This window comes from Pseudomonas soli, assembly GCF_900110655.1.
Lineage (GTDB): Bacteria > Pseudomonadota > Gammaproteobacteria > Pseudomonadales > Pseudomonadaceae > Aquipseudomonas > Aquipseudomonas soli.
Genome location: NZ_FOEQ01000017.1, coordinates 60,654 through 80,629, shown reverse-complemented (window position 1 = coordinate 80,629; position 19,976 = coordinate 60,654). Strand labels below are relative to the sequence as shown.

Annotated in this window: 19 protein-coding genes and 1 pseudogene; 12 read left to right on the top strand and 8 right to left on the bottom strand. The window is 65.2% G+C overall.

Annotated elements, in window-relative coordinates; translation table 11 throughout:
- The 3 genes from BMY03_RS26485 to aptA form a co-directional block, all read right to left on the bottom strand.
- Positions 1–201: hypothetical protein (locus tag BMY03_RS26485; RefSeq protein ID WP_218146028.1), on the bottom strand; the 201-nt coding region annotated here is incomplete at its 3' end.
- Positions 202–448: 247 nt separating this feature from the next.
- Entirely contained in the window at positions 449–1,942 is a 1,494-nt protein-coding gene (locus BMY03_RS24730; RefSeq protein WP_023629636.1) for a CoA-acylating methylmalonate-semialdehyde dehydrogenase, read from the bottom strand.
- Positions 1,943–2,012: 70 nt separating this feature from the next.
- Positions 2,013–3,359 carry an omega-aminotransferase AptA gene (gene aptA, locus BMY03_RS24725; RefSeq protein ID WP_023629635.1) on the bottom strand — a complete coding sequence of 449 codons (1,347 nt, stop codon included), beginning with the start codon at positions 3,357–3,359 and terminating at the stop codon, positions 2,013–2,015.
- A gap of 119 nt (positions 3,360–3,478) precedes the next feature.
- Between aptA and BMY03_RS24720 the strand changes: the two genes are divergently transcribed.
- The 5 genes from BMY03_RS24720 to BMY03_RS24700 all read left to right on the top strand — a co-directional run bounded on the left by BMY03_RS24720 (position 3,479) and on the right by BMY03_RS24700 (position 7,910).
- Entirely contained in the window at positions 3,479–4,396 is a 918-nt protein-coding gene (locus tag BMY03_RS24720; protein WP_023629634.1) for a LysR family transcriptional regulator, read from the top strand.
- A gap of 85 nt (positions 4,397–4,481) precedes the next feature.
- Positions 4,482–5,144 (top strand): TetR/AcrR family transcriptional regulator, encoded by a 663-nt coding sequence (locus tag BMY03_RS24715; protein WP_023629633.1) that lies wholly within the window; start codon positions 4,482–4,484, stop codon positions 5,142–5,144.
- A gap of 9 nt (positions 5,145–5,153) precedes the next feature.
- The gene (locus BMY03_RS24710; protein WP_038706821.1) at positions 5,154–5,738 is read left to right on the top strand and encodes an IMPACT family protein; all 585 of its coding nucleotides are present in this window, start codon (positions 5,154–5,156) and stop codon (positions 5,736–5,738) included.
- A 447-nt stretch (positions 5,739–6,185) separates the two neighbouring features.
- Positions 6,186–6,872, top strand: coding sequence for an SDR family oxidoreductase (locus tag BMY03_RS24705; protein WP_094012511.1), 687 nt, complete (start codon positions 6,186–6,188; stop codon positions 6,870–6,872).
- An 87-nt stretch (positions 6,873–6,959) separates the two neighbouring features.
- Positions 6,960–7,910 carry an adenosine deaminase gene (locus BMY03_RS24700; RefSeq protein ID WP_094012510.1) on the top strand — a complete coding sequence of 317 codons (951 nt, stop codon included), beginning with the start codon at positions 6,960–6,962 and terminating at the stop codon, positions 7,908–7,910.
- On the opposite strand, the gene BMY03_RS24695 is transcribed toward BMY03_RS24700, so the two are convergent.
- Positions 7,907–8,617 (bottom strand): ArsR/SmtB family transcription factor, encoded by a 711-nt coding sequence (locus tag BMY03_RS24695; RefSeq protein WP_023630783.1) that lies wholly within the window; start codon positions 8,615–8,617, stop codon positions 7,907–7,909. The genes BMY03_RS24700 and BMY03_RS24695 overlap by 4 nt on opposite strands.
- A gap of 493 nt (positions 8,618–9,110) precedes the next feature.
- Between BMY03_RS24695 and BMY03_RS24690 the strand changes: the two genes are divergently transcribed.
- Entirely contained in the window at positions 9,111–9,308 is a 198-nt protein-coding gene (locus BMY03_RS24690; RefSeq protein WP_094012509.1) for a hypothetical protein, read from the top strand.
- Here the strand turns inward: BMY03_RS24690 and BMY03_RS24685 are convergent.
- Positions 9,259–10,440 carry a multidrug effflux MFS transporter gene (locus BMY03_RS24685; RefSeq protein ID WP_094012508.1) on the bottom strand — a complete coding sequence of 394 codons (1,182 nt, stop codon included), beginning with the start codon at positions 10,438–10,440 and terminating at the stop codon, positions 9,259–9,261. The genes BMY03_RS24690 and BMY03_RS24685 overlap by 50 nt on opposite strands.
- Before the next feature lie 158 nt (positions 10,441–10,598).
- Entirely contained in the window at positions 10,599–10,796 is a 198-nt protein-coding gene (locus BMY03_RS24680; protein WP_023632213.1) for a heavy-metal-associated domain-containing protein, read from the bottom strand.
- 146 nt (positions 10,797–10,942) lie between these two features.
- Between BMY03_RS24680 and BMY03_RS24675 the strand changes: the two genes are divergently transcribed.
- From BMY03_RS24675 to BMY03_RS27095, 5 genes and pseudogenes are all read left to right on the top strand, one after another.
- Positions 10,943–11,329 (top strand): hypothetical protein, encoded by a 387-nt coding sequence (locus BMY03_RS24675; RefSeq protein WP_023632214.1) that lies wholly within the window; start codon positions 10,943–10,945, stop codon positions 11,327–11,329.
- A gap of 54 nt (positions 11,330–11,383) precedes the next feature.
- A complete protein-coding gene (locus tag BMY03_RS24670) occupies positions 11,384–13,783 on the top strand; it encodes a heavy metal translocating P-type ATPase (RefSeq protein ID WP_094012507.1) in 2,400 nt (799 codons plus the stop codon).
- Positions 13,780–14,184 carry a Cu(I)-responsive transcriptional regulator gene (gene cueR / locus BMY03_RS24665; RefSeq protein WP_023631307.1) on the top strand — a complete coding sequence of 135 codons (405 nt, stop codon included), beginning with the start codon at positions 13,780–13,782 and terminating at the stop codon, positions 14,182–14,184. Before BMY03_RS24670 ends, cueR begins: the two co-directional genes overlap by 4 nt.
- A 197-nt stretch (positions 14,185–14,381) precedes the next feature.
- A pseudogene (locus tag BMY03_RS27100) lies at positions 14,382–15,470 on the top strand (HAMP domain-containing protein); the annotation flags it as partial.
- 90 nt (positions 15,471–15,560) lie between these two features.
- Positions 15,561–16,328, top strand: a complete 768-nt coding sequence (locus BMY03_RS27095) for a methyl-accepting chemotaxis protein (RefSeq protein WP_371041622.1) — start codon at positions 15,561–15,563, stop codon at positions 16,326–16,328.
- 66 nt (positions 16,329–16,394) lie between these two features.
- Here the strand turns inward: BMY03_RS27095 and BMY03_RS24655 are convergent, their stop codons facing one another.
- Together BMY03_RS24655 and BMY03_RS24650 are read right to left on the bottom strand one after the other, a co-directional pair.
- A complete protein-coding gene (locus tag BMY03_RS24655) occupies positions 16,395–17,171 on the bottom strand; it encodes an AraC family transcriptional regulator (protein ID WP_038706826.1) in 777 nt (258 codons plus the stop codon).
- Between the two features lie 59 nt (positions 17,172–17,230).
- Complete coding sequence (locus BMY03_RS24650; protein ID WP_094012506.1) at positions 17,231–18,508, bottom strand: acetyl-CoA C-acetyltransferase; 1,278 nt, start codon at positions 18,506–18,508, stop codon at positions 17,231–17,233.
- Between the two features lie 115 nt (positions 18,509–18,623).
- Between BMY03_RS24650 and BMY03_RS24645 the strand changes: the two genes are divergently transcribed.
- Positions 18,624–19,976, top strand: coding sequence for a 3-oxoacyl-ACP reductase (locus tag BMY03_RS24645; protein WP_094012505.1), 1,353 nt, complete (start codon positions 18,624–18,626; stop codon positions 19,974–19,976).

Genomic DNA, 19,976 nt, shown 5'->3' with positions numbered 1-19,976 from the left:
ATACTCACAAGCACCCACACGAATTGCTTGATTCAATTTGTTAAAGAGCGTTTGGCTAAGAGCGTTTCGTCTCAGCCGAGGCGCGCATTCTACGCTTTCCTCATTGGCTGTCAAGCGTTTATTTTGAAGTATTTTGCGAGAAACCCGTTCAACTTCAAACACTTGACTCGCTGCGATCTCTCGTAGCGGGAGGCGAATCATACAGCGTTACAACCTGCTGTCAACTGCCTTTTTCACCGCTGCCGATCTGGCGATCGAAGCACCTCCGCAACCCTCTTGATCGATCAACTCATTGATATTCAAGGAATTTTTCGTTCCGATGTCGCTGGAAGTGGGGCGCATTATAAGAGGATCTGAAACCCCGTCAACCTTTATTTCAGTTATATAAAGCAAAACCTCAAAACTAAGCGGGGCGGCCTCTCGGCCGCCCCGCTTTCATCCCTGCGCCTTACAAGCTAGGGAAGGCAAACTGCGACGCCTCATGGCTGGCCCGCTGCGGCCAACGCTGGGTGATCGCCTTGCGACGGGTATAGAAACGCACACCGTCCGGACCATAGGCATGCAGATCACCAAACAGCGAACGCTTCCAGCCACCGAAGCTGTGATACGCCACCGGCACCGGCAGCGGCACGTTGACGCCGACCATGCCCACTTCGATCTCATCGCAGAACAGCCGCGCCGCCTCACCGTCACGGGTGAAGATGCAGGTACCGTTGCCGTACTCATGCTCGTTGATCAACTGCATGGCTTGCTCCAGGCTGTTCACCCGCACCACGCACAGCACCGGCCCGAAAATCTCTTCCTTATAGATACGCATTTCGGGGGTTACCTTGTCGAACAAGGTGCCACCGACGAAATAGCCATCTTCGTTACCGGCCACACGGAAACCGCGCCCATCGACCACCAGCTTGGCGCCAGCGGCGACGCCGTCGTCAATGTAACCCACAACCTTGTCACGGGCGGCCGCGGTCACCAGCGGGCCCATGTCGAGGCCGCAGGACGTACCGGCACCGATCTTCAGCGCCTTGATCTGCGGCTCCAGCTTGGCGATCAGCGCATCGGCCACCTGGTCGCCGACACACACCGCCACCGAAATGGCCATGCAGCGCTCGCCGCAAGAACCATAGGCAGCGCCCATCAGCGCGCTGACCGCGTTATCCAGATCGGCGTCGGGCATCAGCACCGCATGGTTCTTCGCACCGCCCAAGGCCTGCACGCGCTTGCCGCGCTTGGTGCCTTCGGCATAGATGTATTCAGCGATCGGGGTCGAGCCGACAAAGCTCAGGGCCTTGACCTCTGGCGCCTCGATCAGTGCGTCGACCGCTTCCTTGTCGCCGTGCACCACGTTGAGGATGCCCTTCGGCAGGCCGGCTTCCAGCAGCAGCTGGGCGATGTACAGGGTCGAGCTCGGGTCACGCTCGGACGGTTTGAGAATGAATGCGTTGCCGCAGGCGATGGCCAGCGGGTACATCCACAGCGGCACCATGGCCGGGAAGTTGAACGGCGTGATACCGGCGACGATGCCCAGCGGCTGGAAATCGGACCAGGCGTCGATGTTCGGGCCGACGTTGCGGCTGTACTCGCCCTTGAGCAGCTCCGGGGCGGCGCAGGCGAACTCGACGTTCTCGATGCCACGCTTGAGCTCGCCCGCAGCGTCCTCCACGGTCTTGCCGTGTTCCTCGCTGATCATCTGCGAGATTTTCGCTTCGTTCTGCTCAAGCAGCTGCTTGAAGCGGAACATCACCTGGGCGCGCTTGGCCGGTGGGGTATTGCGCCAGGCCGGGAAGGCGGCCTTGGCCGAATCGATGGCCTGCTGGATAGTGGCGCGGCTGGCCAGCTCGACCTTGCGCACGGCCTGGCCGGTCGACGGGTTGAAGACATCGGCGGTGCGCTCGCCCTTGCTGACCAGTTCGCCGTGGATCAGGTGCTGAACAATGCTCATGCATAACTCCAGATAAAGAAGGTAGAGACAGGCGCGTGCCACTCACGCGCCCGACGTCAGAATCGGAAAATCAGTCGACCTTGTTCAGGGCTTCGCCCACGGCGTCGAACAGACGATCCAGCTCTTGAGGCTGGGTGTTGAAGGTCGGCCCGAACTGCAGGGTGTCGCCACCGAAGCGTACATAGAAGCCGGCTTGCCACAGCTTCATGGCCGCCTCGTACGGACGAACGATGGCATCGCCATCGCGCGCGGCAATCTGGATCGCGCCGGCCAGGCCGTAGTTGCGGATATCGACGACGTTCTTGGTGCCTTTGACGCCATGCAGCAGCTTTTCGAAGTGCGGCGCCAGCTCGGCTGCGGACTGCACCAGGTTTTCCTTCTGCAGCAGGTCCAGCGCGGCGATGCCGGCGGCGCAGGCGACCGGGTGCGCCGAGTAGGTGTAGCCGTGGGGGAATTCCACCGCGTACTCAGGGGTCGGCTGGTTCATGAAGGTCTGGTAGATCTCGCCGGTGGCGATCACCGCGCCCATCGGGATGGCGCCGTTGGTGACCTGCTTGGCGATGCACATCAGGTCCGGGGTCACGCCGAAGGCTTCGGCACCGGTCATGGCGCCCATGCGGCCGAAGCCGGTGATCACTTCATCGAAGATCAGCAGGATGTTGTGCTGGCTGCAGATCTCGCGCAGGCGCTTGAGGTAGCCCTTCGGCGGCGGCAGCACACCGGCGGAACCAGCCAGCGGTTCGACAATGACCGCGGCGATGTTCGAGGCGTCATGCAGCTCGATCAGCTTGAGCATCTCGTCGGCCAGGGCGATACCGCCCTCTTCCGGCATGCCCTTGCTGAACACGTTGCCCGGCAGCACGGTGTGGGGCAGATGGTCGACGTCCAGCAACTGACCGAACAGCTTGCGGTTACCGTTGACGCCACCCAGGCTGGTGCCGGCGATGTTCACCCCGTGATAGCCACGGGCACGGCCGATGATCTTGGTCTTGGTGGCCTGGCCTTTCAGGCGCCAGTAGGCACGCACCATTTTCAGCGCGGTGTCGGCGCACTCGGAGCCGGAGTTGGTGAAGAACACGTGGTTCAGGTCGCCCGGCACCAGGTTGGCGATCTTCTCAGCCAGCTGGAACGACAACGGGTGGCCGAACTGGAAGGCCGGCGAGTAGTCGAGGGTGGCGACCTGACGGGCCACCGCTTCGCTGATCTCTTTGCGAGTATGCCCGGCGCCGCAGGTCCACAGGCCCGACAAGGCGTCGAACACCTTGCGGCCCTTGTCGTCGACCAGGTAGTTGCCTTCGGCCGCCACGATCAGCCGCGGGTCGCGCTGGAAGTTGCGGTTGGCGGTGTACGGCATCCAGTGGGCATCCAGCTTGAGCTGGCTGGCCAGACCGGCTTGAGCGGATTCGGGCATGTTCATCGGGCGGTTCCTCGAAAGACGATTAGGCAACGATGGGTGTTGTTGCAGCTAAGTTGTCACGGCGATAAAGTTCGAAAAACCCAGCTTTTCTAACCTTCAGTCAGCGGATAACTAAACTAATGAGCCGACGTCCCGATCCCCTCGCGCAGGTCAGCGATTTCGACATTCGCCTATTGAAGATCTACCGCAGTGTGGTCGAGTGCGGCGGCTTTTCAGCGGCGGAAAACGTCCTGGGCATCGGCCGTTCGGCCATCAGCCAGCAGATGAATGACCTTGAACAGCGCTTGGGCCTGCGCCTGTGTCAACGTGGCCGGGCAGGTTTTTCGCTGACCGAGGAAGGTCGCGAGGTCTACCACTCGGCGCTGCAACTCCTCAGCGCCCTGGAGACGTTCCGCACCGAGGTCAATGGCCTGCACCAGCACCTGCGCGGCGAGCTGAACATTGGTCTCACCGACAACCTGGTCACCCTGCCACACATGCGCATCACCCACGCCCTTGCCGAACTCAAGGACCGCGGCCCCGACGTGCGTATCCAGATCCGCATGATCGCCCCCAGCCAGGTCGAGCAAGGCGTGCTCGACGGCAGCCTGCACGTGGGCGTGGTACCGCAGACCAGTCCGTTGTCAGGTCTTGAATACCAACCGCTGTACAGCGAGCGCTCGCTGCTTTATTGCGCGGTCGGCCATCCGCTGTTCTACGCCGAAGACCAGCAGATCGATGACGATCGCCTCAACGCCCAGGACGCTATCGCCCCGACCTTCCGCCTGCCCGCCGACATCCAGGCGCACTACCAGGCCCTGCACTGTACCGCCAGCGCCTCGGACCGCGAAGGCATGGCCTTCCTGATCCTGACGGGCCGCTATATCGGCTATTTGCCCGACCACTACGCCAGCTTCTGGGTGCAGCAAGGGCGCCTGCGGGCGCTGAAGCCCGCCCAGCGCTTCTATGACCTGGGCCTGAGCTGGGTAACGCGCAAGGGACGACGACCAAACCTGGTGCTGGAAAGCTTCCTCGAGAGCCTGGCTGCGACACGCTGATGCCTGTCCCTGACGCTAATGCTTGTCACTTCGGCACAGGCAGGTAATCTGTCCGACATCCGTAACGACCCGCCCGGAATCGTCCATGACCCTAGAAGTCCCTGCGCATCGCTCCCCCGCCTCGGGCAAGCCCGCCGGCCGCATTCGCCAGAAGAACGAACAGGCCATCATCCAGGCCGCCGAGGACGAGTTCGCCCGCCACGGCTACAAGGGCACGAGCATGAACACCATCGCGCTCAAGGCCGGGTTGCCCAAGGCCAACCTGCATTATTACTTCACCAACAAGCTGGGCCTGTACATCGCGGTGCTGAGCAACATCATCGAACTGTGGGACAGCACCTTCAACGCCCTGAGCGTGGAGGACGACCCGGCCGAGGCGCTCAGCCAGTACATTCGCACCAAGATGGAGTTCTCCCGGCGCAACCCGCAGGCCTCGCGAATCTTCGCCATGGAAGTGATCAGCGGCGGCGAGTGCCTGAGCGAGTACTTCAGCGCCGACTACCGGGAATGGTTCCGTGGCCGCGCCGCGGTGTTCCAGGCCTGGATGGACGCCGGCAAGATGGACCGGGTAGATCCGGTGCACCTGATCTTCCTGCTCTGGGGCAGCACCCAGCACTACGCCGACTTCGCCACCCAAATCTGCCAGGTCACCGGCCGCAGCCGCCTGACCAAACAGGACATGGAAGACGCCAGCAACAATCTTATCCACATCATTCTCAAAGGCTGCGGCATCAGCACGCCCGCCTGACCCGGACTTATGCCTTCTACCCTGCTCGAGCTCTGCGAATTGCGCGAAGAAATCCGCAAGAGCCGTTTCATCACCCTCGCCGGCCCGATCGGCAGCCCCGCCGAGGCCATGGCCTTCATCGAACGCCACAGCGACCTGGCGGCCACCCACAACTGCTGGGCCTGGAAGCTCGGCGCCCAGTACCGCAGCAGCGATGACGGCGAACCGGGCGGCACGGCCGGGCGACCGATCCTAGCCGCCATCGAAGCCCAGGACTGCGACCAGGTGGTGGTGCTGGTGATCCGCTGGTATGGCGGCATCCAGCTGGGCACCGGTGGCCTGGCCCGGGCCTACGGCGGCGGCGCCAACAAATGCCTGCAGCAGGCACCCAAGCGTGTGCTGGTGCAGCGCAGCGCGTTCAGTTGCAGCTGCACCTTCAGCGAACTGGCGCTGCTCAAGCTACGCCTGGCTGAGGTGGACGGCGTGGTGCTGGACGAGCAGTTCACCGCCAACGGCGTCGACCTGCGCATCGCCCTGGGTGAAAGCCACCTCAACCTACTGCAGCAACAACTCGCCGACCTGAGCCGCGGTCGCATCCTGCTGGAAAGAGAGTGAGCGTTGCCCACAACTACTGTGGGCCTGCCTGTGGATAAGCTTGGGGCAAGCTGATACAGGCCTTGTGCGACAAGGCCTGCGAAGCATTGAGCATATTTTGATCACATTTGTGTGACACCGGCACAAGTGACTGAAAGACTGTGAGTTATCCCCAGCATTCAATGTAAGCTCGCCCCCAAACCGCCATTTTCTAGCCCGCTGCGCTTGCACACAATTACTGTGGAGCGGCTTGTGGATAACCCGTGAACTACAGCGCCAGGCCCAGCCCCCACAGGCTTTCCAGGCAATCGATCGTTTTTTGATCAGCCTCCACAAGGCGAGCGCCAGGTACCTGGTTTATGCTCGTCACCCAGGCCTTTCCCGGTGGAGGGCAATCACCCCGTTGTCGCGCGGCGAGCGAACCTATGCACAACAGCGCTCGCCCCGCCTTTGATATGGAGTATCGCAATGACCGCAAACAAGAATGCCCTGATCATCGGCGCCTCCCGAGGCCTTGGCCTCGGGCTGGTGCAACGCTTGCGCGAAGATGGCTGGAATGTCGTCGCCACCGTGCGCGACCCGCAACAGCCAGGCGCTCTGCGCGAGGTTTCCGGTGTACGTATCGAGCGCCTGGAGATGAACGATACCGTCCAACTCGACGGGCTCAAGCAGCGCCTGCAAGGTGAAGTGTTCGACCTGGTGTTCGTCAACGCCGGAGTCATGGGCCCGCTGCCGCAGGACCTTGAAAGCGTGCAGGTGCAGCAGATCGGCGAGCTGTTCATGACCAACGCCGTGGCGCCGATCCGTGTGGCCCGGCGCCTGGCCAGCCAGGTGCGTCAAGGCAGCGGCGTGCTGGCCTTCATGAGCTCGATCCTGGGTAGCGTGACCATCCCCGACGGCGGCGAGATCTGCCTGTACAAGGCCAGCAAAGCTGCCCTCAACTCGATGATCAACAGCTTCGTGGTCGAGTTGCAGCGCGCCGACCTTGCCGTGCTGGCCATGCATCCGGGCTGGGTGAAGACCGACATGGGCGGCGAGAATGCCGAGATCGACGTGCTCACCAGCACCCGTGGCATGCTCGAGCAGATCAAGGCGCAGAGCGGCAACGGCGGCCTGCGTTTCATCAACTACAAGGGCGAGCCGCTCACCTGGTGATTCACTGCGTGACAGGCCTGGATGGGCGCATTGCCCGGCCAGGCCCTGTAGAATGGCGGCCAACCGTACCTGATCGAGATTGCACACATGTATGACTGGCTGAACGCCTTGCCCAAGGCGGAACTGCACATGCACCTGGAGGGCTCGCTGGAGCCCGAACTGCTGTTCGCCCTGGCCGAACGCAACAAGGTCGCGCTGCCCTGGGCCGATGTCGAAACCCTGCGCGGCGCCTATGCCTTCAACAACCTGCAGGAATTCCTCGACCTCTATTACCAGGGCGCCGGCGTCCTGCGTACCGAGCAGGATTTCTACGACCTGACCTGGGCCTACCTGCAACGCTGCAAGGCGCAGAACGTTATCCACACCGAGCCGTTCTTCGACCCGCAGACCCACACCGACCGGGGCATCCCGTTCGAGGTGGTGCTCAATGGCATCAGCCAGGCACTCAAGGATGGCCGTGAACAGCTTGGCATCTCCAGTGGTTTGATCCTCAGCTTCCTGCGCCACCTGAGCGAGGACGAGGCGCAGCAAACCCTCGACCAGGCCCTGCCCTTCCGCGACGCATTCGTCGCCGTAGGCCTGGACAGCTCGGAAAAAGGCCATCCGCCCAGCAAGTTCCAGCGCGTCTTCGACCGCGCCCGCAGCGAAGGCTTTTTGACCGTGGCCCATGCCGGCGAGGAAGGCCCGCCCGAATACATCTGGGAGGCGCTCGACCTGCTGAAGATCCAGCGTATCGACCACGGCGTGCGCGCCATCGAGGACGAACGCCTGATGCAGCGCATCATCGACGAGCAGATCCCGTTGACCGTCTGCCCGTTGTCCAACACCAAACTGTGCGTGTTCGACCACATGAGCCAGCACAACATCCTCGACATGCTCGAGCGTGGCGTGAAGGTCACGGTCAACTCCGATGACCCGGCCTACTTCGGCGGCTACGTCACCGAGAACTTCCATGCCCTGCACGAGCATCTGGGCATGACCCAGGAGCAGGCACGCCGCCTGGCGCAGAACAGCCTGGACGCACGCCTGGTGCGCTAACCGACCTGGCGCGAGGGTAGGCAGGCGATCGCGTTGATCTGCTGTTGGCCGAGCGGTGTAAGGTGCACCGCCCGGCTGCCCTCCTGCTCACGCACCCAGCCCGACTGGGTGAACAGCCTGAGCAACGCTTGGCCCAGGCAACCGCCGAGGTGCGGACCCTGATCGTTCCACTTGCTGCAGTGGCAGATCACACAGCCACGCCGGTCGGCGGCGGCCAGCGCGTCGATGAACACCCCCATCGCCTCCAGTTGCCCCTTGCCCTCCTGGCTCACGACCAGGTGCTGTTCGCTGCCCTCCAACCAACCGGCCACATGCAGGCGATGCAGGAGCGCGGCAGCCACCTCGCCGCCCAGATGATCACCGCACAAGCGCGCCTTGCGCATCGACAGAGGGATTTGCAGCGAAGAGCCCTGCCCACCCACGGAGCGGCTGGCCAACTGGACGCTGGCAAGGGCCTCCACTGCGGTGCCGACCTCCGGCGTTGCCAGGCGGAAAAAGCGTTTGCGCCCACGCGTTTCGTGCCTGAGCAAGCCGGCACTGGACAACAGCGACAGGTGCGCGCAAGCCGAGGAAGTGCTCAGGCCGGTGATCACGGCAAGCTCGTCCGCCGCACGCGGGGTGCCATCGATCAACGCCCACAACATGGCGCTGCGCTTGGGATCGGCCATCAGGCTGGCAACCTGACTGATGCTGCGGACTGCGGTCATGAAACTGAAGCTCCCTGATGTAACTCGTCTGGCGGCGATAAGCGCCGACGCCCTGCCGCCTGTGCGGGCAAGCACGGGATGGTTCGTGTGCCGGATGGTCAGCGCCAGGCCAGGAAGGATCTCACGCTGGCATTGGGCGCCGGAGGCAGTATAAGCCGCTGGAGGTGGCTCGCCTCGCGGCATGCATGCACGGACCGAGTGGGCGTTGGTCCCCCGCGCAACGTCCGCAAAGGTGCGTTTGTCAGCGCGCCGCGCCGCAGAAGTGGCTTATGCCCCCGTTCTACTGTGGCTGCGCCAGGAACGTAGCTGACAGCCGCTATCACCAGGCTCGAAAAGTCCGACATACACAGTGAAAACTTCCGCTGCGCAAAACAGAAGGTGGCCTTACTTCAAGCCACCATGACCGTCAGTCAGGGGAGTGACTGACGGTCATGGTGAGCGCCGGGAGCGGCGCTACACTAGATCCGCTCCCGCTCACTGGAGGTGGATCGCGATGAAGATTGTCATCAGTGCGTCGAACCGAAATCCCGCCTGCCCCTGGCAGGTCCAGCTCGACCAGCATGTGGTGAGTTTCCGTAGCGAGGCCGAGGCACGCTCGTTCGTCGCCCTGCTGGAGGCGCGCCTGAGCGCGCCCCACACCCTCACGCAGGCCGGCTGGCCTGCAAGCGCCGGGTCAGCACTGCGACACTGACCACCAGTGCGCCGCACAGGCTGATCACCAGCGCCATGGGCACCGCGCTGCCATCGTGCAGCACCCCGACCAGCGCTGCCGCGCCCGCGGCGACGCTGAACTGCAGACAGCCCATCAGCGCCGAGGCGCTGCCGGCCCGCGCGCCCTGCCCGCTCATGGCGCAGGCCGAGGCGTTGGGGATGATGCAACCAAGGCTGGCGATGCATATGAACAACGGCACCAGCAACGGCCACAACTGCGCTGGGCGCAGCGCCGCGACCATCAGCAGCGCCAGCGCCGCCACCAGGTACAGCCACACTGCCCGCGCCAGCAGGAACGCCGGGCCACGCTTGGCCAGCAGGCGCGCATTGACCTGGGCCATCAGGATGAAGCCTGCGGCGTTGGTGCCGAACAGCCAGCCATAGTGCTCGGCGGGCACCCCATATAACTTGATGAACACGAACGGTGAACCGGCGATGTAGGCAAACATCCCGGCGATGGCGATACCACCGGTCAACGCATGACCGACAAACACCCGGTCACCGAACAGCCGCAGGTACTGGCGCAGCGCGCCCGACAGAGGCTGGCGCGGCACATGGGCCGGCAAGCTCTCTGGCAGCCCCAGGCCGACGGCCACCAGGCAGGCCGCGCTGAACAGGCTCAGGGCGAGGAAGATCGACTGCCAACCGGACACGTTGACCAGCACGCCACCGAGCATCGGCGCGAGGATCGGTGCCAAGCCCATCACCAGCATCAATTGCGAGAACACCTTGGCTGAGGCCACCGCGTCGCACTTGTCGCTGACGATCGCCCGCGACAGCACCATGCCGGCGCAGCCGCCCAGGGCCTGGACGAAGCGCGCCACGATCAGGCTGTCGAGGTTGGGGGCGTAGGCGCAGGCCAGGGAGGCCACGGTGAACAAGCCGACCCCGAACAGTAGCGGGATGCGCCGGCCGAATCGGTCGGCCACTGGCCCATAGGCAAGCTGCCCCAGGGACAGGCCGAGGAAGTAGGCGGCCAGGGTCGCCTGCACATGCTTTTCGTCGGTGGCGAAGGCATGCGCCATGGCCGGGAAGGCGGGCAGATAGAAGTCGATCGCCAAAGGCCCGAACGCACTGAGGGCGCCGAGAATCAGCAAGGTTCGCAGGTTCATGGAGAATCCATAGCAGGCTAAGCAAGTCGTTTAGTCTACCTGCACTGGATCATCGGGCGTTGAAAACCTTTGCAATAATTGGCCTGTATTTCTGTAGCCGCGGGCTTGCCCAGGCAGCCCGCTTCTACAGAAATGCTTTAGCTGGACAATCCAGCCGTTCAGGCCACCTCGGCCTGATACCCCTCTTCACGAATCGCCGCCAGGATCTGATCCGCCGCCAGCGCACTGTCCACCCGCACCTGCTTCGCCGCCAGGTCCACTTCCACCCGCGCCGCGGCGTCCTGCTCCTGCACCGCACGGGTCACGCCTTTCACGCAATGGCCACAGGTCATGCCTTGTACATTGAACACTTGCATAGGGGTTGCCTCCTTGTGGGTTTTGTCTACTTTCAGCCTTGCCATCGGGGCAAGGTCAAGTTCCGCGTCAAACGGCCGGGCTGGAAATCCTTGCGCGGCTCGGCCAAGCTGCGCCTTTGACGATTTTGGCAAGCAGGAGATTCTTCATGATCAGGGCAGCAATGAGCCTAGTCGGACTGCTGGGCGCGCTGGCCGTGGTGCCACCGGCCAGCGCCGAAGGCAACTCGGACTACAGCGTGCTGATGATTTCCCGGGAACGCTTGGAAGTGGCCAGCAGTTGCGAGATCGGTATCTACCTCAACGATCAGTTGGCCGGCCGGCTGTTCCAGGAGCAATCGACCTCGTTCAACCTGCCACCGGGCCCGGTCGACGTACGCTTGCGCCTGCTCCCCGGGCAGATGCCCGGTTGCGCCCCGGGTATCGAAGACCAGCGCAGCACGCGCCTGACGTTGCAGGCGGGGCAGATCAAGAAGTACCGCATCGCCACAGGGCACAAGGGCCTGGAATTGAGGCAAGCCAACCTGGGCTATTGACCTTGCCCGCATGGCAAGGTTGATGCTGAAGGCCTATCCACGGAGGAGAGAGCCATGCCCGCATCCACCACCTTCGACCTGCCGATCAGCGGCATGACCTGCGCCAGTTGCGCAGGTCGGGTCGAGCGCGCCCTGCGCAAGGTCACCGGCACCGAACATGTCAGCGTCAACCTGGCCACCGAGCAGGCCCGGGTACAGGCGCCGGCCGACAGCCTGCCGGCATTGGTCGGCGCGGTGCGCGACGCCGGTTACAGCGTCCCCACCCGCACCCTCGAACTGCAGATCGGCGGCATGACCTGCGCCAGCTGCGCCGGCCGTGTCGAACGCGCCCTCGGCAAGCTGCCGGGGGTCGAGCAGGTCAGCGTCAACCTGGCCAGCGAACGCGCCCACCTCGAAGTTTTGCAGGCCGTCGATGACGGCGTGTTGATCGCCGCGGTGGAAAAGGCCGGCTACAGCGCCAGCCTGCCGCGCACCGCCGACGATGACCAGGCCCAAGCCCAACGCCGCCTGCGCAACGAACGCCTGGCGGTCGGCGCCGCCCTGCTGCTGGCCCTGCCATTGGTATTGCCGATGCTGGCGCAACCCTTCGGTGTGCACTGGATGCTGCCGGCCTGGGCGCAGTTCCTGCTGGCCACGCCGGTGCAGTTCATCCTCGGCGCACGCTTCTACGTCGCCGCCTGGAAGGCCGTGCGCGCCGGTGCCGGCAACATGGACCTGCTGGTCGCCCTGGGCACCAGCGCCGGCTACGGCCTGAGCCTGCACCAATGGGCCAACGCCCATGACGGCATGGAACCGCACCTGTATTTCGAAGCTTCGGCGGTGGTCATCGCCCTGGTGCTGCTGGGCAAGTACCTGGAAAGCCGCGCCAAGCGCCAGACCGCCAGCGCCATCCGGGCGCTGGAGGCGCTGCGCCCGGAACGGGCGGTGCGAGTCATCGAAGGGCGCGAGGAAGATGTGGCGATCAGTCAGCTGCGCCTGGGCGACCTGGTATTGGTCAAACCCGGCGAGCGCTTCCCGGTCGATGGTGAAGTACTCGAAGGCAGCAGCCATGCCGATGAGGCGTTGATCAGCGGTGAAAGCCTGCCTGTGTCCAAGGCGCCTGGCGACTCGGTAACCGGTGGGGCCATCAACGGCGAAGGCCGGCTGCTGGTAAAAACCCTGGCCCTGGGCACCGAGACCGTGCTCGCGCGCATCATCCGCCTGGTCGAGGACGCCCAGGCGGCCAAGGCGCCCATCCAGAAGCTGGTCGACCGGGTCAGCCAGGTGTTCGTGCCAGCAGTACTGGTGCTGGCGCTGATCACCCTGGTCGGCTGGTGGCTGGCCGGCGCGCCGCTGGAAACCGCCCTGATCAACGCCGTCGCCGTGCTGGTGATCGCCTGCCCATGCGCCCTCGGCCTGGCCACGCCCGCCGCGATCATGGCCGGCACCGGCGTCGCCGCCCGTCACGGCATCCTGATCAAGGACGCCGAAGCACTGGAGCGTGCCCATGCGGTGAACAGCGTGGTGTTCGACAAGACCGGCACGCTCACCTCGGGCAGCCCGCGCATCGTCCACAGCCAAGCCAGCAGCGGCGACAACGACGAGTTGCTGCGCCTGGCCGGCGCCCTGCAACGCGGCAGTGAGCACCCCTTGGCCAAAGCGGTACTCGACGCCTGCGCCGAACAAGGCCTGCACGTGCCACAGGTTGCCGACAGCCAGTCCCTCACCGGTCGCGGCATCGCCGGCCAGGTGGATGGCCGTGAACTGGCCCTGGGCAACCGTCGCCTGCTCGACGAAAACGGTCTGCCGCCGGGTGACCTGGCCGACAGTGCGCAGGCCTGGGAAGCCGAGGGCCGCACGCTGTCCTGGTTGATCGAACGCGGCCAGCACCCTCGCGTACTCGGCCTGTTCGCCTTCGGCGACAGCCTCAAGCCCGGCGCCGGCGCGGCCATCGACGCGCTGCATGCCCGTGGCATCAGCAGCCACCTGCTGACGGGCGACAACCGTGGCAGCGCCAAAGTGGTGGCCGACGCCCTGGGCATCGATGACGTGCATGCCGAAGTGCTGCCAGCGGACAAGGCGGCTACAGTCGCCGCGCTCAAGCAGCAAGGCGTGGTGGCCATGGTCGGCGACGGCATCAACGACGCCCCGGCACTGGCCGCCGCCGATATCGGCATCGCCATGGGCGGCGGCACCGACGTGGCCATGCAGGCCGCCGGCATAACCCTGATGCGCGGCGATCCGCGCCTGGTGCCCGCGGCATTGGACATCAGCCGCAAGACCTATGCGAAGATCCGCCAGAACCTGTTCTGGGCCTTCATCTACAACCTGGTCGGCATCCCCCTGGCCGCACTTGGTTACCTCAACCCGGTACTGGCCGGCGCCGCCATGGCCCTGTCCAGCGTCAGCGTGGTCAGCAACGCCCTGTGGCTGAAAACCTGGAAACCCACCGCCATCGACCAGGAGGCGCCATGAACATCGGCCAGGCCGCCCGCCGTAGCGGGCTCAGCGCCAAGATGATCCGTTACTACGAGTCCATCGGTCTGTTGCGCCCCGCCACGCGCAGCGAAAGCGGCTATCGCCTGTACCAGCAGGAAGACCTGCACAGCCTTGCGTTCATCAAGCGCTCGCGGGACCTGGGCTTCTCCCTGGACGAAGTCGCCAAGCTGCTGACCCTGTGGCAGGACCGCCAGCGCGCCAGCGCCGACGTGAAAGCCCTGGCCATGCAGCATATCGACGCGCTGAACCAGCGCATCGAGGAACTGGTGAGCCTGCGCGACACCCTCGGTGAGCTGGTGGCCCACTGCCAGGGCGATGACCGCCCGGACTGCCCGATCCTCAAGGACCTGGCCAATGGCAGCGGCTGCTGTCACTGACGGTATCGCCTGTGGGAGCGGCAGTGCGTCGCTCCTGCGGACACCTTTTGGTATGCCATATTAGCCAACCCCGACCGATATCCCCTTCAATAGCCTTTTCACCCAATAAATACAGGCGTTCGCCTACATAAAACCCAGGCTTTGCCGATGCACTGTTACAGCCTCGTGCAACGACAAGAACAACTCTGGGAGCGTGGATGAACATCAAGCAGAAACTCACCTGGGCCTTCGCCATCATCGCCGGCCTGCCCATCGTCCTGGTCGCCACCCTGGTGGTGCTCAACCTGCGCGGCGAAGCCCGCGACGATTTCCTCGACAACAGCAGCCGGGAGATTCGCCAGGTCGGCAATGCCATGGACATCTTCTTCCAGGGCATCACCCAGAACGTCGACTACCTCGCCGCACAGCCCCTGGTGGCGGCCAGCGCTGACAACGTCAAGAAGCACATCAGCGCCGATGCCGCCAGCATTACCCCCGGCGAGCAGGACAAGGCGCTGTTCGACCTGTTCAGCCGCCTGGCCCAGAGCCACCCGGACTACGCCTATGTGTCCTATGGCCTGAAGGACGGCGGCTACGCGTTCTGGCCGGGCGATCCGAAAATGGCCAACTATGACCCGCGTACTCGCCCCTGGTACCAGGCGGCCATGGCCAACCCCGGCAAAACCCTGCGCACCGCCCCCTACTACTGGGCCGGCGACGACGCCGTGCTGGTCAGCACCGTGCGCGCCGTGGCCAACACGCTGGGCAACCCGGGCGGCGTGGTCAACATCGATGTGTCGCTCAAGGGCCTTACCGAAATCGTCAAGCAGATCAAGCTGGGCGAGAGCGGCTACCTGATCCTCATGGAAAACAACGGCAACGTGATGGTCGACCCGCGCGACGCCAGCCACAACTTCAAGCAGCTCGCCAGCCTGGGCGACGGCTACGCCGAGCTGGCCAAGGCCGGCAAGGGCCTGGCCGAAGTGCAGTTGAACGGCGAGCGCTACATGGCCAACGTCTACCCCGACGAGAAACTCGGCTGGACCTTCATCGGCCTGATCCAGCAAGACGAAGTGATGCAGACCACCACCCGCCTTACCTGGCTGATCGGCGTCGTCGCGTTGATCCTGGCCGCCGTGTTCGCCGTGGTAGGCGCGGCGTTCGCCAAGCTCATCGTGCGCCCGATCAACAGCGTCACCAGCGGCCTGGAGGACATCGCCCAGGGCGAAGGCGACCTGACCCGCAACCTGGAGATCCGCGGCCGCGACGAAACCGCCCAGCTGGCCAGCTGGTTCAACCAGTTCCTCGGCGCCATCCGCAGCTTGATCCAGCACATCGGCGGTGCGGCGAGCAAGATCCTCAGCACCTCCAACAGCTCGACCCGCGTTTCCGGCGACATGGCCGAAGCGGCCGGGCGCCAGCGCGAAGCGGTGGACATGGTCTCCACGGCCTTCCATGAGATGGTCGCCACCGCCAACGAGGTGGCCCGTTCCTGCAGCCAGGCCGCGCAATCGGCCGACAGCGGCCAGCAGCAGGCCCGTGAAGGGCAGCAGCAGATCGACGCGGCGGTGCAGAGCGTCGATCGCCTGAGCCAGGAAATCGAGCAGTCGGCGCAGTCGATCCAGCAACTGGAGCGTGACAGCAATGCCATCCAGTCGATCCTCGGCACCATCCGCTCGATTGCCGAGCAGACCAACCTGCTGGCGCTCAACGCCGCCATCGAGGCCGCACGCGCCGGTGAGCAGGGCCGCGGCTTTGCCGTGGTCGCCGACGAAGTCCGCGCCCTGGCCAAGCGCACCGCCGACTCCACCGCCGAGATCGACGGCCTGCTGGGCAACCTGGCCAGCCGCACGGCCCAGGTGGCCGAACAGATGCACGCCAGCATCGAGGTCTCGCAGCAGTCGGTCAGCCGTATCGGCCTGGCCCGCGACAGCTTCGGCCAGATCCGCGAATCGGTGGACGTCATCCGCGACATGAACACCCAGATCGCCACCGCCGCCGAGGAGCAGCACCAGGTGGCCGAGGACATCAACCGCCACATCAGCCAGATCCATGGCGATGCCCAACTGGTGGCGGAACTGGCCCAGGCGGCGCGTCAGGACTCCGAGAGCCTTGCCGGGCTGTCCAACGAGCTGGATGCGCTGGTGCGCAGGTTCAAGACCTGAGTTGCCGGCGGTGGGCACGCGCGCTCTTGTAGATGCGCGGTTGCCCACCGACCGGCCTTTTACCTGCTACAGGCGAAGCTCCCCCGGCGTCGCCCCGAACAACTGCTTGAACGCGGCAATGTAGGCCGAGGTCGAGTCATAACCGCAGCCCAGCGCCGCCTGGGTGACGCTCTCCCCCGCCTCCAGCAGCGCCAGCGACGTCAACAGGCGCATGCGCTGGCGCCAGTTGCGAAAGCTCAGCCCCGTCTCGCGCTGGAACAGGCGCATCAGGGTCTTTTCCGACACCCCCAGTTGCACGGCCCACTGCTGCAAGGTCTGCACCTGGTCGGGCGCGGCGATCAGCCCGTTGCACAACGCCAGCAACCCCGGATGGCGCGGCAACGGCAGCGAGAAGCCTACCTGCGGCAGGGTGCGCAGTTGGTCCAGCAACACCGCCACCAGCCGCGCCTCGGCGCTGTCGCCCTCCGGATAGGCCACGGCGAAGGTGCAGAACTGCTTGATCAGCTCGCGCGCCAGCGGCGTGACCTCCAGCACCCGGCATTCGCTGGGCGACCATGGGCAGGCATCGCTGCGCACATACAGGCTGCGCATCTCGGCCTGCATCGAGGTCACCACATCGTGCTCGGTGCCGGCCGGGATCCACACGCCCCATTGCGGCGGGGCGAAGTAGCTGCCGTCGCTGGTGTACACGCCAAGCACCCCGCTGATGGCGTAGGAGAACTGCACCCAGTCGTGGCGGTGGCGGGTGGTCCAGGATCCGGCACCGAGGCTCTCGGCGCGGGCATAGAGCGGCCTGGGCAAGTGGTCCAGCGTGGGGATGGGGCGCGGGCCGATAGTCGACATGATTGGGCCTGGTGTCTCGGGACGGACAAGGGTATCAGCCATCGCAGTCAACGCCGAACCTATCGCTCGATGATCGCCGTCACTCCCTGGCCGCCCGCCGCGCAGATGGAGATCAGGCCGCGCCCCTTGCCCCGCTCGCTGAGCAGCTTGGCCATGTTCGCCAGAATCCGCCCGCCCGTCGCGGCGAACGGGTGCCCTGCGGCCAGCGAGCTGCCCTTCACGTTCAGCCTGGTACGGTCAATCGCACCGAGCGGCGCATCGAGCCCCAGCCGTGTGCGGCAGTAGTCGGCATCTTCCCAGGCCTTGAGAGTGCACAGCACCTGGGCGGCAAAGGCTTCGTGGATTTCGTAGAAATCGAAGTCCTGCAAGGTCAGGCCGTTGCGTGCCAGCAGCCGTGGCACCGCGTACACCGGCGCCATTAGCAGGCCCTCCTGGCCATGGACGAAATCCACCGCCGCCGCCTCGCCGTCGACCAGGTAGGCCTGCACCTTGAGGCCCTGTTCCTCGGCCCAGGCCTCGCTGCCGAGCAGTACCAGCGAGGCACCATCGGTCAGCGGCGTGGAGTTGCCCGGCGTGAGCGTGCCAAGGCCGCTGCGCTCGAACACCGGCTTGAGCTTGGCCAGCTGTTCCAGGGTGAGGTCGGCGCGCAGGTTGTTGTCGCGGCTCAGCCCCAGGTAGGGCGTGAGCAGGTCGTCGTGCCATCCCTCGCGATAGGACGCCGCCAGGTGCTGATGGCTGAGCAGCGCCAGCGCATCCTGGTCGCCGCGCTCGATCTGCCAGGTCTGCGCCATGCGCTCGCAATGCTCGCCCATCGACAGCCCCGTGCGCGGCTCGCCGTTGCGCGGCAGCTCGGGCTTGAGCAGGCCCGGACGCAACTTGAGGAAAGGCTTGAGGCGCTCGCCAAGACTCTTGCCACGGTTGGCCTGCAGCAGGATCTTACGCAACCCTTCGCTCACCGCGATGGGGGCATCCGAGGTGGTGTCGACGCCGCCGGCGATGCCGCTGTCGATCTGTCCCAGGGCGATCTTGTTGGCCACCAGCAACGCCGCCTCCAGCCCAGTGCCGCAGGCCTGCTGGATATCGTAGGCCGGCGTCTGCGGCGACAAGCGCGAGCCGAGCACGCACTCGCGGGTCAGGTTCATGTCACGCGAGTGCTTTAGCACCGCCCCCGCCGCGACCTCGCCCAGGCGCAGCCCATGCAGGCGGTAGCGCTCCACCAGGCCTTCGAGGGCGGCGGTGAGCATCGCCTGGTTGCTGGCCTTGGCGTAGGCGCCATTGGAGCGGGCGAAGGGAATCCGGTTGCCCCCCAGGATCGCGACCCGGCGAATTGACTGCATGCCTGTTCCTCCTGAAACAATTTGAGCCTTAAGACTAGGTTCTTTTCGGCTATTCGAACGACCCTGCCACAAAGTTGGTCCACACTTGCATGCTTGCCTTCAGGGAGAACCGTACATGAGCGACCGCTATCTGGGCTTTGCCAACTCCACCCTTGGCCGCAAACTGGTCGATGCCCTCGGCCTGCCGCGCCCGGTGCCGCTGGAGCGCTGGCAGGCCGGGCGCCTGCGCCCCATCGAGGGCGCGCTGGTGCTCGGTGGCGGCCCACTGGCCAGCCAGGTCGCGGCAATCGCCCCACGCCTGACCGCCGATTGCTACGGCTTCGACGCCGAAGCACTCGACGCCCCCGCCTGGGTCGCCGGCCTGGGGCCGAAAATCAAGGCCGTGGTATTCGATGCCAGTCGCTTGTCCGACAGCGACGCGCTCAAGCAGTTGCACGAATTCTTCCAGCCCTTGCTGCGCAGCCTGGCCCCCAGCGCCCATGTGGTGATCCTGGGGCGCGCCCCGGAAAGCCTGGACGATGCGCAAGCCAGTGTCGCCCAACGCGCCCTGGAGGGTTTCAGCCGTTCGCTGGCCAAGGAGTTGCGCAACGGCGCCACGGCCAACCTCTTGTATGTCGGTGACGGCACCGAAGACCAGCTCGAAGGCGCGCTGCGCTTCTTTCTCTCGCCCAAGAGTGCGTTCGTTTCCGGGCAGGTCCTGCGCCTGTCGGCGTGCGCCGCCCAGGTCGAAGACTGGACTCGCCCGCTGGCCGGCCGTCACGCCCTGGTCACCGGTGCCGCGCGAGGTATCGGCGCGGCCATCGCCGAAACCCTGGCCCGCGATGGCGCCGAGGTGACCTTGCTCGACGTGCCCCAGGCGCAGCGCGACCTCGACGCCCTCGCCGCGCGCCTGGGCGGCCGTGCCCTGGCCCTGGACATCTGCGCCGCCGATGCCGCCGCGCAGTTGCTCGAAGCCTTGCCGCAAGGCCTGGACATCCTGGTGCACAACGCCGGCATCACCCGCGACAAGACTCTTGCCAACATGACCCCGGAATACTGGGACGCGGTGCTGGCCGTCAACCTCAAGGCCCCGCAGGTGCTGACCCAGGCGCTGTTCGAGGGTGGCAAGCTGCAGCGCGACGCCCGTATCACCCTGCTCGCCTCGGTCAGCGGCATCGCCGGCAACCGCGGCCAGTCCAACTACGCGGCCAGCAAGGCCGGGCTGATCGGTTTCGCCCAGGCCTGGGCGCCGCGCCTGGCCGCACAGGGTGCCAGCATCAACGCGGTGGCGCCGGGCTTTATCGAGACGCACATGACCGCGGCCATGCCCATGGGCCTGCGCGAGGCCGGCCGGCGCCTGAGCTCGCTCGGCCAGGGCGGCTTGCCGCAGGATGTCGCCGAGGCCATCGCCTGGCTCAGCCAGCCAGGTTCCGGCGCGGTCAACGGCCAGGCCCTGCGGGTCTGCGGCCAGGCCTTGATGGGAGCCTGA